The sequence below is a fragment of the Nonomuraea ferruginea genome, from assembly GCF_039540635.1.
GTDB classification, from domain to species: domain Bacteria; phylum Actinomycetota; class Actinomycetes; order Streptosporangiales; family Streptosporangiaceae; genus Nonomuraea; species Nonomuraea ferruginea.
The window spans coordinates 161,322-176,663 of record NZ_BAABFD010000001.1; the positions used below are offsets into that span (position 1 = coordinate 161,322).

A 15,342-nucleotide genomic window follows, 5' to 3' on the forward strand; every position below is an offset into this window, starting at 1 on the left:
ATGAAAGCAGCCCCCGAGGTCCAGAAGAGGCTCCTCGACCTCGCCGAGCTCGACTCCGCGCTCGACCGGCTGGCCCACCGCCGCCGCAGCCTGCCCGAGCTGGCGGAGATCGACGACCAGTCCAAACGCTACGCCAAGCACGCCACCGAGGTCATCGAGGCCGAGACCGAGGCCGGTGACCTGGCGCGGGAGCAGACCAAGGCCGAGAGCGACGTCGACACCGTCCGCACCCGCATCGAGCGCGACCAGCAGCGTCTCGACTCCGGCGCCGTGTCCTCCGCGCGCGACCTGGCCGGCCTCCAGTCCGAGATCGTCTCCCTGAACAAGCGGCAGAGCGACCTCGAAGAGGTGGTGCTGGAGATCATGGAGCGCCGCGAGGCCGCCGACGCCCGCGCCGCCGACCTCAAGACCCGGCGCGACGAGGCCAGGGCGACCCTGGCCGACGCCGAGTCCCGCCGCGACGCCGCCCTCGCCGAGATCGACAAGGAGACGGGCGAGGTCCGGTCCCGCCGCGCCGCCGCCGTCGGCGACATCCCCGCCGACCTGCTCAAGCTGTACGACAAGCTGCGCGAGCAGTACGGGGTCGGCGCCGCCATGCTGCAGGGCGGCCGCTGCCAGGGCTGCAAGGTGGCGCTGTCCATCGCCGAGATGAACCAGATCAAGGCCGCCGCCGCCGACGAGGTGGTGCGCTGCGACGAGTGCCGCCGCATCCTCGTCCGCACGGCGGAGTCGGGCCTGTGACCCCGTCCCCCCGCGCTGAGAGGAAAGAGTGACCGCCTACATCGTCGAGGCCGACGGTGGCTCCCGCGGCAACCCCGGCCCGGCCGGCTACGGCGCCGTCCTCCGCGACGCGGCCGACGGCCGGGCCCTCGCCGAGTCGGCCGAGGCCATCGGCGTCGCCACCAACAACGTCGCCGAGTACCGCGGCCTCATCGCCGGCCTCCGCCTGGCGCTCGACGTCGGCGGCGAGGGCGCGCGGGTGGCCGTGCGGATGGACTCCAAGCTCGTCGTCGAGCAGATGGCGGGCCGCTGGAAGGTCAAGCACGAGGGCCTGCGCCCGCTCGCCCTCGAAGCGGGCAAGCTGGCCAGGCGGCTGCGGGTGACGGAGTGGACCTGGATCCCGCGCGCCCGCAACGAGCACGCCGACCGCCTGGCCAACGAAGCGATGGACGCCGCCGCCCAGGGCCTCTCCTGGAAGTCCGGCGGCGCGAGATCAGCCGCGGAAAGCCCCGCCGAAGAAGCGCCCTCACCCCCGAAGGCCCGACTGGTGGAGCAGACCGACCTCCTCGACCTGTCGGGCCCCACCGCCTCCGTCGCCACCGCCCAGCAGCGCACCGCCAAGGGCACCGGCTGGGCCCCGCCCACCCGGGTCGCCACCTCGCTCGTCCTCCTGCGCCACGGCGAGACCCCGCTCTCCGTCGAACGCCGCTTCTCCGGCCTCGGCGACCCCGAGCTCACCGCCAATGGCCTCGCCCAGGCCGCCGCGGCCGCCGACAGGCTCACGCGCGACCCGTACAAGCTCGACGCCGTCGTCACCTCCCCGCTCACCCGCGCCAGGCAGACGGCCGAGACCGTCGCCGAGCGCGCCGGCCTGGACGTGGAGACCGACGAGGACCTCAGGGAGACGGACTTCGGCGCGTGGGAAGGCCACACGTTCACCGAGATCCAGCGCCGATGGCCCGCCGAGCTGGCCGCCTGGCTCGCCGACCCCGACGTCGCCCCGCCGGGCGGCGAGAGCTTCACCGCCGTCGCCGACCGCGTCACCCGCGCCCAGCGCCGCCTCATCGACAGGTACGAGGGCCGCACCGTCCTGCTGGTCTCCCACGTGACGCCCATCAAGACCCTGCTGCGCCTGGCCCTGGACGCGCCCCCGGCCGCCCTCTACCGCATGCACCTGGACCTGGCCTGCCTGTCGCTCATCGAGCACTACGCCGACGGCAACCCGGTGGTGAAGTCCTTCAACGACACCGCCCACCTCCGCTGACGGTTCGCGCTCTCGTACAAGTCCAGGAGCCGGTCGTGCCGGGCGCCGCCAGAACACCCGGCACGACCCCTGGCGCCACCGCCCCCCTCAGGCGATGACACCCCGTCATCTCATCGTGCGGATCTTGTCATTTGGTTGCGGACCGCTTGCATGCGCTAACCTCGACACCGGACGAGCCGGCCGGGCGACCGCGTCGGGCCTCTTCACGAGGCCCGCCGAGGAAGGTCCGGGCTCCACAGGGCAGGGTGGTCGGTAACGCCGACCCGGGGCGACCCGCGGGAAAGTGCCACAGAAAGCAAACCGCCTTCCGGATTTCCGGGAGGTAAGGGTGAAAGGGTGGTGTAAGAGACCACCAGCGCCCACGGTGACGTGGGCGGCTCGGTAAACCCCACCCGGAGCAAGGTCAAGAAGGGACGTTCCCCTCGGGGACCGTCCCGCGTGCGCCGCTTGAGGGCTGCCCGCCCGAGGCGCACGGGTAGACCGCTCGAGGCCGCCGGCAACGACGGCCCTAGATGGATGGTCGCCCCTTCGCCTCGGCGAAGGACAGAACCCGGCCTACAGGCCGGCTCGTCCACTTGGAGTTTCGGTGACGTCTTTAAGGCGTGCGGCGGGGGATGCCCGCCGAGAACATGAATACCGGACCGGCCACGACGCATCCGAACATCAGAATGCTCAGCGTGCGAGACAACACAAGTGACCAGCCGCTTGTCATGAGCAGCAGTGCTACCAAAAAGAAGAAAAAGCTCATGATCAGTTGCCCTACGCCGTAGTGGCGAGGCTTGTGTACCCAGCGCATCTGGCCCATGAGGCGATGGGGTCGATTGGTCGCGATCATATATATTCCGCATGCGGCTGAGAAGATACATCCGAGTCCAAATACTAATAGTGTCAATGCCCACACGCTGAGCCACCTCACGATTACACGGGATGAATCCTCTCCGGATCATCTTGCCGAACCGTACCGATACACATCAAGCGGCAGTGGCCCCATCGCACCGGCTGCCCAAAGCCGAGGTCTTCGCCCATCAGGCGCTCCGCGCCCAACAGCTCAGATTGTGCTTCCTGGGGGGCGCGGCCCCCCAGACCCCCACTCAAACCCCGCTTCGCCGCTTCGTTGACCGTTTCATACGATCACCAGGCTTGACCGTTCATGATGGCCGAGAGGGCTTCGGCTTGGCGCCGGATGGTCCGTTCGCTCTCGGTGACCAGAGGGGGCGAGAGAGACTGTGGATGACCGGACGTACCCCTCTGTCCGCAGCTCAGTGAGAGCTTTGGCGACCGTACGCGTGGCATCACGGGACTTCCCTAATGCACATAGTTTCGCGAGCCCGCCCTCAGAGAGGAAACGGCGCAGATCAGGAGGAGATAACCTGCTTGTACTTGAGCTCGTACAGATGCCCGCCCTTCACAATTATCGAGACTTCAACGGGCACAGCGTTATCCGAGTAGATCACCCTGAACTGCCGAATCACCGGAACTTCCTCGGGCAATTCCAAGCCTTCGATCTCCTCGGAAGTGGGCGGTCGGGTAGAGAGCCTGTCAACGAAATCACGCTGAGGGTAGCCGAGGTCAGAGAGGGCCTGCGGTGCTCCACCGATGATCCTTCGTTTCTTGTCCAGCGGAGTCCCCTGGGCAATGCGCGCCGGGTAGTACGACCATGACAGTTCGACTGGTTCGCCGGCATGCGTTGTCAGTCGACGTCTGAGGATGGCGGTCTCGTCCCTGCCCAGCTCCAGCGCGTCGACGACCTCAAGGGGAGGGCGTACCTGCTCCACCTCGATGAGCTTGTAGTCGAAGCCTGGTGGAGACGGCTCGAAGTAGGCGGCTACATCGACCACGAAGGGTTGCTTGTCGCGTACGTACACGCCCTTGCCCGGTACACCCCGAACAAAGCCCTCGTGCTTCAAAATCGTAAGTGCCCTTTGCACCGTGGCATTGGCAGTCTTGTACTGCTCGATCAGCTGCTGAGTTGAGGGAAGCTGCTCACTCGGCTTGAGTTCGCCCCTCATGATCTGGTCCCGCAGGTCAGCAGCGATCTGCTGATGCCTCGGGCGGCGGTCCACATATTTCGGCAAGGATGACTACTTTCTTATCAGGCTTTCAGCTGGTATCGAAGGTGCCGTCCGCGCGCAACCATGACCATACGCATGAACTCGATTGGAGCGCCATCCGCGGCTCTCGATAGCCGGGAGAGGACCAACACCCAATCGTCATCGGGGAGCTGGAGGTGGAGGCGCTCGTCCTCGGTGGCCTGTCTGGCGGTTACGTCTTCCTCGATATCCACGAGGCGGCGTCCTAGCTCCGCGAGGAGGGTCACGGCACCTCCGCGAATCTTGCGATGCTCAGCCAGGCGAGTGCCTGCTGCAATAGGCATTGGATAGTACGAGTCGGCCAGTTCTACCGGAGTGTCATCGAGCAGGACGATCCTCTTTCGGACGATCACTGTGGCGTCTGGTGGAAGTGCCAGGGCCGCAGTCACGTCGGGTGGGGCCGGCACTTCGGCCACCTCCCGGAGCACATGAGTGCCGAGCGCGCCGCGCTGTGCTGCTTCCAATGACCAGGGATCTTCCGAATTCCGCCCACGGGGCTTCACGTAGGGCGTCGAAACGCTCATCCACGGGTTCAGTTCCGTCATGGCTTCCCTCTCATGGCCTGCACAAGGGCTTCCACCTCTCCACCCTACCGGGCAGGCAGCAAGGAGATCACATCACACGCATCCTTGCTGCCTTATCGAAAATCTAGTACAGTCCTCATAGTTGACCCGTCCGGGCCGAGGGCGAAGCGAGGAATGGATATGACGGAGACGACGGTGCTGGCGGATCACCCACACTCTCTTGGACGGAGCTTGGTCTGGCGGCTTCGCGATGACGCGCGGGCGGTGGGTGATGCCCGCAACCTCATCCGGCGCGCGCTCCTGCTGGTCGGCCTGCGAAGGGATCTCGTGGACGACGCGGTTCTGATGGTCAGTGAGCTGGTGACCAACGTGGTTCTGCACGGTGACGCGCCGTACGAACTGGTGGTACGGGTCGAGCCGGCCGAAGTGGTCTGCATGGTGGTCGACGCGGGAGCCGTTCTCCCGGTGCGCCGGGGTACGGATGCTCAAACCGAGAACGGCCGTGGGCTGCTGATCGTGGCGGAACTGTCGGCCGGGCTCTTCGGCTGCATCCCGCAGACGTTCGCCACCTGCCCTGGGATGGAGGGAAAGGCGACCTGGTTCGCGCTACCCCTCGCGGGGGGTCGGACATGAACATGACGCGGGATCTGTTGGAGGAGTATCACGGCCTCCACGTAGCCTCCGCCTGGAAGGATCACGAGCGGCTCGCATGGGTGAGCCCGGCTGTTCGGTGCGGGCGTGTGCGGGTGCGTCGGCACACCTGTAGCCGTTGCCTGCCCTGCTATGAGTTCTGTGTCGCGGCCGGGCTCGCGTTCATCCGACGTTCCACTCATAGCGGGATGCATGAGACAGCTTGGACGTTGGCGGCTGAGGCAGAGCGGGTCTGGTGGGCGCTGCTCATGGGTGCCGCCCGTTGAGTTGATGCTGCACGGCAAGGGCTCCTCAGCCCCACTCGCTCACACCCGCTTCGCGCAGCCGGGACCCGAGATCACCCAGATCCCCACCGTGAGCATCTCATCGAATCCTGAGGCTGCTGTAAACCTGAGAGCTTGGACGGCTGTCCTCTTGTGGCATGTGTCGCGATGGGCTCATGATCGAGGAGGACGCGACGATGGAGCACCGGTTCAACTCGCCTCCCGGATGGCCGGTTCCTCCTGTGGGCTGGCGGCCTCCGCAGGGATGGCAGCCGGATCCGTCGTGGCCTCCAGCGCCGCCCGGTTGGGAATTCTGGGTTCCTGTAGAGCCATCGCCTCAGCCTCCTGCATCTCCCGTTCTGCCGCAGGCCACTCCCGCGATGCCGGAGCGCAGCGGCGGAGGGTTGTTCGGCGGAAAGAAGAGGCTGGAGGCGGAGAACGCCGAGTTGCGCGCGTGGGTCGAGAGGCTGGGCGGCATGGACGCCATGCGCGTCTCCGCCATGACCGAGGCGTTGCATGTCGAGCATCAAGGACTGCAGACGGCCATCGCGGATTCCACGCGGCGGCTGCGTGAGGTCGAGCGGCTGATCGTGCAGACAGAGGAGACGGTGCTGTTGCAGGAGGCCGGTGTCTATGAGTACCGGCACCCACTGACCGACGCGGTGGCCTACAAGGAGCGGCTGACACAGGTCAAGGCTCGCATCAAGACGTTGTCCAAGGATGGCAAGGCGGTGCTGGGCTCCACCAACTGGCAGGTCAACGGGTCGGTGGCGGAGGGGCGCCGGATGGTGCGGGACTTCTCCAAGTTGATGCTGCGTGCCTACAACGCCGAGGCCGACAACTGCGTGCGTACGATGCGCCCGTACAAGCTGCAGTCGGCTGTCGACCGCCTGGAGAAGGCGGTGGAGATGATCGTCAAGCTTGGCAAGACGATGAGCATCCATGTCAGCGGTGACTACCACCGGCTGCGGGTCTACGAGCTGGAGCTGACCGCCGACTACCTGGCCAAGCAGGAGGAGGAGAAGGAGCGCACCCGTGCCCAGCGGGAGCAGCAGCGCGAGGAGGAGGCCGCGCGACGGGAGTTCGAGCGGGAGAAGGCCAGGCTCCGTAAGGAGGAGCTCCACTACCGCTCCGCGCTGTCGAAGCTGCTGGCCAAGGGGGATGAGGCCGGTGCGGAGGAACTCAAGGCGAAGCTGGAGGAGATTGGCGCGGCGGTCAGCGACGTCGAGGCACGCGAAGCCAACGTCCGGGCCGGCTACGTGTACGTGATTTCCAACGTCGGCGCGTTCGGCCAGGACGTCGTCAAGATTGGTATGACCCGCCGCCTGCAGCCAGAGGATCGCGTCCGGGAACTGGGCGATGCCTCGGTGCCGTTCAAGTTCGACACGCACGCGCTGATCTTCAGCGACGACGCGGTCGGGCTTGAGGGACGGCTGCATGCCGCGTTGAACGACCGGCGCGTCAACAAGGTCAACCTGCGCCGTGAGTTCTTCTACGCCACTCCCGCCGATGTCAGGGACCTGTTGCAGAAAATCGCGGGCCAGCATCTTCTTGAGTACCGAGATACTCCCGAAGCACTGGAATGGCACCAGTCCATTCACGCGAAGGTGGCAGGCTGACCGATTCATCCCCCGCCTGATGGGAAACTTTCTGTGGTGTCACTCGCTCTCGTGCGGTCATGGCCGAAGTATCAGGAACGCGCGCAGATATCAGAGGTCAGCTGACGCGGCTGACGTCTACAGGGTGATCGCGTTCTTGGCGCGGTCGAGTGACTCCTCCGAGGCCGGCCCGCCCGGGTTCTCGGTCGCCAGCGCCTGGTTGAGCTCGACGAAGGGACGCATGCGCACCTCGTACCGGGAAAACGCCGTCGTGTGGTCGGCGGCGGCGAGTTCGGCGGCTAGCACGTACGCGCCGACGAGGGCGAGGCTGGTGCCCTGGCCCGACAGCGGCGAGGCGCAGTAGCCGGCGTCGCCGAGGAGCGTCACCCGGCCACGCGACCAGGAGTCCATCCGCACCTGCGCCATGGCGTCGAAGTAGAAGTCCGGCGCCGTCTCCATGGCCGCGAGCAGCTTGGGCACCTCCCAGCGCAGCCCGCCGCACCGCTCGGCGACGAGCCGGCGCTGGGCGTCGAGGTCGCGGTGGTCGTACGGTACGGGATCGGACTCGAAGCCCAGGTTGACTCGCAGTTCGGTGTTGTCGCGCACGGGGTAGATGCCGCCGCCGGCCTGGCCCTCGCGGATCCAGACCTGCCAGTCGTCCAGGCCGAGGAAGTTGTCGGCGGTGAAGATCGACAGGTAGGTGCCGAGGTGGTGGACGAACTCCTCCTCGGGGCCGAACGCCAGCCGCCGCACCGTGGAGTGCAGCCCGTCGGCGCCCACGACCAGGTCGAAGGTCCGCGGCCCGCCCTTCTCGAACGTCGCGCGCACGCCGTGCTCGTCCTGCTCCAGCGCGGTGATCGAGTCGTCGAAGACGTACTCGACGTCCTGCCTGGTCCGGTCGTACAGGAGGGTGGTCAGGTCCTCGCGCAGCAGCTCGATGTCGTCGTTGTCGAGGCGGCCGCTGCTGATGGCGTGCTCGGTGGACCGCATGATCTCGTTGCCGTCGCCGTCCAGCATGGACATGCCACGCATCCGGGTGCGTACCTCGCGCAGTGGGGCCAGCAGGCCCATCCGGTCGACCACGTCGAGGGCCACGCCGCGGATGTCGATGGCCTGACCGCCGGCGCGCGGCGCGGGCGCCCGCTCGACGATGGTGGGGGTGATGCCGTGGCGGCGCAGCCAGTAGGCGAGGGCGGGGCCGGCGACGCTCGCGCCGGAGATGAGGACGGTGGTCATGTCTCGCTCCTTGTGTTGCGGTCTTCGCGGACCTGAATGTACAGCGTACTAATTTCGAGTGCAACGCTCTGAACTGCGTTTATGTACTAGGACAGCGAGAGCTGTGCTAGTTTCTGTGCTAGTACAGATGGACGAAGGAGCAGGTCGTGACCGATCCCACCGGGCCGCCCTATCTGCGCATCGCCGCGGAGATCCGCCGGAGCATCGCCGACGGCCGGCTCAGGCCGGGGGATCGGGTGCCGTCCACCCGCCAGATCGCCAGGGAGCACGGGGTGGCGCTCGCCACGGCCACCAAGGTCCTCAACCGCCTGCGCGACGAAGGGCTCGTGCACTCCAGACCCCGCGCCGGCACGGTGGTCGCCGCCCCCGCCGAGCCGCGCGGACCCGCCGAGCCGCCCGACCCTGCTCAGCCCCGCGATCCCGCAGAGGCGGGTGATCACACCGCCGCCTCTGCGCGTGCCCCGGCGCGGGCGCGCGAGCCCGGGGACCAGCCGCGGCGGCGTGGGCCGCGGCCGTCCGGGCAGCCCGACGGCGAGCTGAGCCGGGACCGCGTCGTGCGCGCCGCGATCGAGCTGGCCGACGCCGAAGGGCTGGACGCGCTGTCCATGCGCGGCGTCGCCGCACGGCTCGGCGTGGCGACCATGACCATCTACCGCTACGTCGCGGGCAAGGAGGAGCTGGTCCTCCTCATGGCTGACGCCGCGTTCGGCGAGCTGGGCTATCCGGGCGAGCCGCGAGCCGGGTGGCGGGCCCAGGTCGAGCGCGCGGCGCGCACCCTGTGGGCGGTGCATCGCCGTCATCCGTGGCTCGCCCAGCTCAACTCGCTTTTCCGGCCGCTGCCGCTGTCCAACCTGCTGGCCCACGGCGAGCAACTGCTCGCCGGGCTGGAGAGCCTCGGCCTGGACGAGACGACCAGGATGGACCTCCAGGTGGTGATCTACAGCCACGTCCAGGGCCTGGCCGTCCACCTCGAACGCGAGGTCCTGGCCGAGGCCGCCACCGGCCTGTCTGAGGAGCAGTGGATGGAGAGCCAGGGGCCCGCCCTCGGGTCGATCGCCGCGACCGGCGCCTATCCGGCCTTCTCGCGGCTCATGGCCGCGTTCGGCCGCGACGGCTACGACCTCGACCTCGACCGGCTGTTCGAGCTCGGCCTGCGCACCCTCCTCGACGGCCTGACGGTGCTCGTGGAGGAGCCCTGACAACACGGAAGGTCACGAATGAGATCGATGTCTTGATCGGCCCGACACCGGGCTGTTAGACAGGGGCAGCGGTTGCTCAGGCCCGAGAAACGGTGGTCCCCCCATGCAGCAGTCCGTTCTCACCACAGTCATGCTCCCCGCCGCGCTCGCACTGATCATGTTCGGGCTCGGGCTGTCCCTCACCCTCGGAGACTTCGCCCGCGTGGCGACCCGGCCCAAGGCCGTGATCGTGGCCCTGGTCGCCCAGGTGCTCGTGCTGCCCGCCGCCTGCTTCGGCCTGGTCGTGCTGTTCGGCCTGGACCCGCTGCTCGCCGTCGGGATGATGCTGCTCGCCGCCTCACCCGGCGGGACGACGGCCAACCTCTACAGCCACCTGTTCGGCGGCGACGTGGCGCTCAACATCACCCTCACCGCCGTCAACTCGGTGCTGGCCGCCTTCACGCTCCCCGTGGTCGTCAACCTGTCGCTGAACCACTTCCTCGGCGACGGCCAGGACATCGGGCTGCAGGCGGACAAGGTGGTGCAGGTCTTCGCGATCGTCCTGGTGCCGGTCGTGATCGGCATGCTCGTACGGCGGCTCAGCGTGCGGTTCGCCGACCGGATGGACAAGCCGGTCAGGATCCTGTCGGCGCTGGTGCTGGCGGCGGTCATCGTCGGGGCGATCGTGCAGGAGCGGGAGCGGCTGGGCGGTTACATCGCCGCCGTCGGGCTGGTGGCGCTGCTGTTCAGCGTGATCAGCCTGACCGTGGGCTATTGGCTGCCCCGCCTGTTCAAGGTGGAGCGGCGGCAGGCCATCGCGTCCGGGATGGAGATCGGCATCCACAACAGCACGCTGGCCATCACGATCGCGCTGAGCCCCTCGCTGCTGGCCAACTCGACGATGGCGGTGCCGCCCGCCGTCTACGGGGTGCTGATGTTCGGCACCACACTGGTCTTCGGCTATCTCGTACGCCGCCGCGCCGGCCTCGCCGAACCCGAGGAGCGCCTGCCGGCGGAAGCCTGAGCGTCCGCCGGGAAGGCGACCGCCGGTCAGCCGTCAGGAGGACGACCACCGGCGCGTCCGCGCCCTAGCTTGGGCGGAATGTTAGGCAACCCCGTGACCTTCCGCCGCACCGCGGCGGGCATCCTGCTCGTCCTGGCCCCGCTGCTCCAGGCCGTCGCCGTCGTCGTCGACCCCGGCACCTGGGGCGACGACAGGGAAGCCGTCAGCTTCGGCGACAACCCGGCGCTGGCCCAGCTCCAGTCGGTGCTCTACCACTGGAGCTGGATCCTCATGGCCTTGGCCGCCCTCGGGCTCGTCCATCTCACCCGGCGCAAGGCCACCGCCTTCGGCCATGTGACCGGCGCCCTCACGGTCGTCGGCTACATCTCGGCCTCGGCCCTGCTGATGAGCGACCCCGTCGAGTGGTGGCTGGGACAGCGGTACCAGCCGGAGGAGTCACAGCGGATCATGGAGGAGATGCTCGGCCTGCCCGGCGTCATCTGGGGCTTCCAGCTGCCATGGTTGCTCTTCGGGACCCTCGGGCTGCCCCTGCTGACGGCGGCGGTGTGGCGGGCCGGTTTCGTCGGTTGGTGGGTTCCCGCGCTGGTCGCCGGCGGGTACGTGCTGTCCTTCCCGGTGCCGTACGGACCGCTGACAGCGGTCTTCTGGGCCCTGCCCGTCATCGGCCTCGGCTGGACAGGGCTGAAGATCCTGCGCATGGGAGACGCGGCATGGGCCGCGTACTATCCGGCGGCCGTGCGGGCCGACGCCTGAGACCCGGGGACTTACGCGGTGAAGGGCGGAGGCGGTGGTCCCGCCGCCGGCGGCCCTCGTCAGGGGACGCGGCTCGGCGGCGGGCGCCTCCGCCCTCCCGGCCCCTGGGAGTCAGGACCTCCGCGAAGCGCCACCTCGCGTACCCCGCACGCTAACCCCGGCCGGCCGGTCGAGTCTGTGCAGGAATACGCAGAACGGACGCCCCAGGCTCACGCCTTCACGGAGAGCGAGGACGACACCGGCGGCAGCATGTGCACCCGCGCCGAGCCGATGTCGAAGTAGAGTCCCACCAGCTTCAGCCGGCCCGCGCGGACCTGGTCGTCGACCTTCCGGTAGGTGCGCAGGTTGTCCAGCTGCTGCTGCACGTTGACCTTGCAGAGCAGGTCGAGCGCGTCGGCGTCGAGCCGGTCGCCCGCGGTCTCGATGAACCTCGCCAGGCTGTGGTTGCCGTGACGCAGCCAGCGTCGCATCGCCGGCAGGCTGCCCGCCTTCACCCCGCCGCTCAGCAGCCCGGCCATCGCCCCGCAGCCCGAGTGGCCGCACACCGTGATCGTGTGCACGCCCAGCACCTGCGTGGCGTACTCGATCGCCGCCCCCATCGAGTCGTCGTGCGGCTCGGTCCCGCGGCGCGGCACCAGGTTGCCGATGTTGCGCACGGTGAACAGGTCTCCGGGGCCGCTCGCGGTGATCAGGCTCGGCATGATCCGCGAGTCCGCGCACGTGATGAACAAGTGCGTGGGCTGCTGCTTGCGCGCCAGCTCGGTGAAGATGGGCCGCACCAGCGGAGCCGTGCGCCGGTGGAACTCCCGCGCGCCCTCGGTGAGGCGGCAGTCGGCCTGGCCGGGCGTGCCGTGCGGCGGCTCCACCCGCTGCGAGGCGCGGGAGCGGCGGTGCGCCCACGGCAGCCACGACCGGTCGGGGCCGCTCGACAGGGTCTTCGCCGGATACATGCGCACCCCGCTGGCCGCCATCGCGTACCACTCGTCGTGCAGCTCGTCGATGTCGACCGTGCCGCCGAGCCGTTCGTGGTCCAGCCGCCACGCGTGGATCGCCTCGAAGGCGGCGTTGTCCATGAAGTCGATGTTGAGGTCCAGGTCCACGGGCGCCCCGGCGGGGATGGCGCGCAGCTCCTGCGTCAGCCTCGGCACGCCGAGGAACGTGAGCGAACCGGAGATCGTCGCGTGGTAGCGGCCGTCGGGTTGCTGCCGCGTCCGCACCGTCACCCCCGTCAGCCTGCGCAGCGCCATCAGCGCCGCCAGCGCCAGCCCGAACAGCACGCCCTCGGCCAGTCCGAGCAGGATCACCGCCGCCATGGTCACGATGTAGACCGGCACCTCGCCATGGCCGTGGACCTTGCGGATGTGGCCCAGATTGACCATCTGCACGCCGATGAACACCAGCAGCGCCGCCAGCGCCTCGACCGGGATCAGCTGGATCGACCACCCGAATCCGATCGCGAACACCAGCACCCACACCCCGTGCAGAATCGTCGAGGCCCGGCTGCGGGCGCCCGCCCGCGCGTTCGTGGTGCTCCGCACGATCACGCCCGCCAGCGGCAGCCCGCCCAGCGCCCCTGACACCATGTTGGCCACGCCCTGCCCGGTCAGCTCCTGGTCGAGGTCGGCGCGCGGCCCGGTGTGCATGCTGTCGACCGCGACCGAGCACAGCAGCGACTCCACCCCGGCCAGCAGCGCCACCAGCAGCACCGCCGCCACGACCATGTGCCAGTCGCCCTGCGGCAGCACCGGGAACGTCCACTCGGTGAACGCGCCGGACAGGTCGATGCGGGTGACGTCCCAGCCGAACGCCCAGGCCGTGACCGCCGCGACCAGCAGCGCCGCCAGCGGCGCCGGCACCACCTTGACCTGCTTGGGCAGCCGCAGCCAGAGCGCGAGCACCCCGATCGTCAGCATCCCGACCGCGATCTTGTGGCCGTGCGGGTCGACGAGCTGGCCGGGCAGCTCGATGATGTTGGCCAGCGCCGAACGCTGCGGGCTGCCGCCGAGCACCACGTGCAGCTGCGACAGCGCGATCACCACGCCCACCCCGGCCAGCATGCCGTGCACGACCGCGGGGGAGACCGCCAGCGCCGCCCTGGCCGCCCTGAACACCCCCAGCAGGAGCTGCACCGCCCCCGCCAGCAAGGTGATCATGCAGGTGGCCCGCCAGCCGTAGGTCTGCACCAGGTCGGCCACCACCAGCGACAGGCCGGCCGCCGGGCCGCTCACCTGGACGGCGGAGCCGCCCAGCGCGCCCGCGACCACGCCGCCCACCACGGCGGCGATCAGCCCTGAGGCGAGCGGGGCGCCCGAGGCCATCGCGACGCCCAGCGAGAGGGGCACCGCGACGAGGAAGACCACGATCGAAGCGGGCACATCATGGCGGAGTGTGCTCAGCAGGCTACTCTGCGTAAGGCGGACCATGCGCAAACCCTAGCGGGGCCGACCCTCATTTGAGTGGCCCGCTAGGGGTTTTACGGATTCCTGTCTCGCTCCCGCGACGCCGATCAGCGGTAGTAGTCGGGGAACTCCTGCTCGGGCGTGGTGCGCCGGTGACCGCCGCCGTCGCGACCGGTCTCGGCCGCGCCGTACGTGTCCGCGCCGTAACCGGCGTTCGCCGGAGGGGCGGGCCAGGCCGCCTGGGAGGTGGCCGGGTTGGCGAAGTCGCCGGTCTCGTACGCGAACGACTGCGGCGACGGAGCGGGCATCGGCGTGGACGTCGGCGCGGCGAGCACGTCGTCGTAGGCCGGGACGGGCCTGGCGGGCGCGGCCGGGGCGGCGCTCGCGGGGGAGGGCCCGGACAGGGCGTCGGAGTCGTCGGCCACCGCCCAGCCCGCGCGCACCTCGTAGGAGGAGCGGTACGGCTGCTGCGGCTCCTGGAAAGCGGGCCAGGAGCCGCTCGTGGCGCCGGGCGCCGGGTCGTCGAGGATGTCGGGCGACGGGGTGGCGGGCCAGCCTCCGGACGCGGTGGCGGCGGGCTGCGCGGGCCAGGAGCCGCCCGGACCGGCGGCGGGGGAGCCCCCGTTGTAGGCGGGGAACGGGTCGCTGGTCGGCGCGGCGTTGATCGGCGAGGCGGGCACGGCAGGGAAGGAGCCGCTGGAGGCGGGGTCGACCGCGGGGAAGGAGCCGCTGCCCGCGCCGGGCGCGGCGGCGTATCCGCCGGTGGACTGCTGGGGGGCGCTCTGGGCGCGGCTCTGGCCGCGGCCCTGGGCCGCGCGGGAGCCGCCGGTCTGCCGGGCGTCGGGGCGCGGCGACGGCACCGGCTGGGCGCCCGCGCCGAGGATGCTCATCACGTCCGACGTCTGCGCCGAGAACGTGACCGTGCGCTGGTCGGCCAGGTCGGAGGCGGACGGCGCGGGATGCTGCACCGGCTCCACCAGGTCGGCCAGACCGGCGGCGGCGGGGCTCGGGGCCTTCGCCGGCCGCTGGGGCAGCGGAGCCTGGACGGTGGCCGCGTTGGGGTCGACGGCGGTGGCGTCGACCGGGGTGGGCCTGGTGCGACGGGGAGCGGGGCGCTGGGTCTCGGTGGAACGGTCCCTGGCAGCCGGCTCACTCTCGCGCTCGGCCGGCCTGGACGCCGCCTTGCGGGCCGCGACCGTGCCGCCGGCGCCGAACCCGCCCTCCTCGGCGTCGCTGCGGATGTTGGCCCAGAACTCCTCGTCGTCGTCGTCCGAGCGAGGGTTGCCCCATTCGTCGACGCCCCGCTTGCCCCGCTGGCCGGTGCGGACCGGCTTGGGCTTCGGTTCGTCGATGGGGCTGAAGTCGGGGCTGAACTTGGTCATCTTCGGCTCGGCGGCCGCGAACTGATCAGTGGAGCGGGTGACCGTCCGCTCCTCCTTCTCGGCCATCTCCTTCAGACGTTCAGGAGGAAGCGAGCTCTCCCTGCGATTCATCGAACGCATGCCCAGTGCCACGACGACAAGCACGAGGAGCACAACAGCGACCAAGCTCACTACGACCGCAGTCATTGCACCACCCTCAAAGCCATGGCCTGCCTTCGGCACCGGTGAGATCGCGCGGCCATCGACGCGACCTGCCCCCT

13 protein-coding genes and 1 other RNA gene are annotated in these 15,342 nt (G+C 69.4%); 8 read left to right on the forward strand and 6 right to left on the reverse strand.

From position 1 onward, the window contains the following. The 3 genes from ABD999_RS00750 to rnpB all read left to right on the forward strand — a co-directional run bounded on the left by ABD999_RS00750 (position 1) and on the right by rnpB (position 2,558). On the forward strand, positions 1 to 741 hold the full coding sequence (locus ABD999_RS00750; RefSeq protein WP_271275933.1) for a zinc ribbon domain-containing protein: 741 nt from the start codon (positions 1 to 3) through the stop codon (positions 739 to 741). Positions 742 to 769: 28 nt separating this feature from the next. Further along, a complete protein-coding gene (locus ABD999_RS00755; RefSeq protein ID WP_271275932.1) occupies positions 770 to 1,984 on the forward strand; it encodes a bifunctional RNase H/acid phosphatase in 1,215 nt (404 codons plus the stop codon). 172 nt (positions 1,985 to 2,156) lie between these two features. After that, an RNA gene (gene rnpB, locus ABD999_RS00760) (RNase P RNA component class A) lies at positions 2,157 to 2,558 on the forward strand. A gap of 21 nt (positions 2,559 to 2,579) precedes the next feature. On the opposite strand, the gene ABD999_RS00765 is transcribed toward rnpB, so the two are convergent. From ABD999_RS00765 to ABD999_RS00775, 3 genes are all read right to left on the reverse strand, one after another. Further along, a complete protein-coding gene (locus ABD999_RS00765; protein WP_271275931.1) occupies positions 2,580 to 2,819 on the reverse strand; it encodes a hypothetical protein in 240 nt (79 codons plus the stop codon). Positions 2,820 to 3,339: 520 nt separating this feature from the next. Further along, the gene (locus tag ABD999_RS00770; RefSeq protein WP_271275930.1) at positions 3,340 to 4,059 is read right to left on the reverse strand and encodes a GntR family transcriptional regulator; all 720 of its coding nucleotides are present in this window, start codon (positions 4,057 to 4,059) and stop codon (positions 3,340 to 3,342) included. A 17-nt stretch (positions 4,060 to 4,076) separates the two neighbouring features. Beyond that, positions 4,077 to 4,619 carry a GntR family transcriptional regulator gene (locus tag ABD999_RS00775; protein ID WP_271275929.1) on the reverse strand — a complete coding sequence of 181 codons (543 nt, stop codon included), beginning with the start codon at positions 4,617 to 4,619 and terminating at the stop codon, positions 4,077 to 4,079. A gap of 159 nt (positions 4,620 to 4,778) precedes the next feature. Between ABD999_RS00775 and ABD999_RS00780 the strand changes: the two genes are divergently transcribed. Both ABD999_RS00780 and ABD999_RS00785 read left to right on the forward strand, forming a co-directional pair. Next, positions 4,779 to 5,231, forward strand: a complete 453-nt coding sequence (locus tag ABD999_RS00780) for an ATP-binding protein (RefSeq protein ID WP_271275928.1) — start codon at positions 4,779 to 4,781, stop codon at positions 5,229 to 5,231. 661 nt (positions 5,232 to 5,892) lie between these two features. Beyond that, the gene (locus ABD999_RS00785; RefSeq protein WP_271275927.1) at positions 5,893 to 7,131 is read left to right on the forward strand and encodes an SNIPE associated domain-containing protein; all 1,239 of its coding nucleotides are present in this window, start codon (positions 5,893 to 5,895) and stop codon (positions 7,129 to 7,131) included. Positions 7,132 to 7,248: 117 nt separating this feature from the next. Here ABD999_RS00785 and ABD999_RS00790 read toward each other — a convergent pair whose 3' ends face one another. Further along, entirely contained in the window at positions 7,249 to 8,346 is a 1,098-nt protein-coding gene (locus tag ABD999_RS00790; protein WP_271275926.1) for an FAD-dependent monooxygenase, read from the reverse strand. Positions 8,347 to 8,492: 146 nt separating this feature from the next. Between ABD999_RS00790 and ABD999_RS00795 the strand changes: the two genes are divergently transcribed. The 3 genes from ABD999_RS00795 (at position 8,493) to ABD999_RS00805 (ending at position 11,301) form a co-directional block, all read left to right on the forward strand. Further along, positions 8,493 to 9,545, forward strand: a complete 1,053-nt coding sequence (locus ABD999_RS00795) for a TetR/AcrR family transcriptional regulator C-terminal domain-containing protein (RefSeq protein ID WP_271275925.1) — start codon at positions 8,493 to 8,495, stop codon at positions 9,543 to 9,545. A gap of 103 nt (positions 9,546 to 9,648) precedes the next feature. Next, positions 9,649 to 10,548 (forward strand): bile acid:sodium symporter family protein, encoded by a 900-nt coding sequence (locus tag ABD999_RS00800; RefSeq protein ID WP_219543114.1) that lies wholly within the window; start codon positions 9,649 to 9,651, stop codon positions 10,546 to 10,548. A 78-nt stretch (positions 10,549 to 10,626) separates the two neighbouring features. Beyond that, on the forward strand, positions 10,627 to 11,301 hold the full coding sequence (locus ABD999_RS00805) for a hypothetical protein (RefSeq protein WP_271275924.1): 675 nt from the start codon (positions 10,627 to 10,629) through the stop codon (positions 11,299 to 11,301). A 209-nt stretch (positions 11,302 to 11,510) separates the two neighbouring features. Here ABD999_RS00805 and ABD999_RS00810 read toward each other — a convergent pair whose 3' ends face one another. After that, positions 11,511 to 13,724: a SulP family inorganic anion transporter gene (locus ABD999_RS00810; protein WP_416276703.1), complete on the reverse strand. Its 2,214-nt coding sequence runs from the start codon at positions 13,722 to 13,724 to the stop codon at positions 11,511 to 11,513. Positions 13,725 to 13,807: 83 nt separating this feature from the next. Beyond that, positions 13,808 to 15,148: a hypothetical protein gene (locus tag ABD999_RS00815; RefSeq protein ID WP_271275922.1), complete on the reverse strand. Its 1,341-nt coding sequence runs from the start codon at positions 15,146 to 15,148 to the stop codon at positions 13,808 to 13,810. Positions 15,149 to 15,342 lie beyond the last annotated feature (194 nt).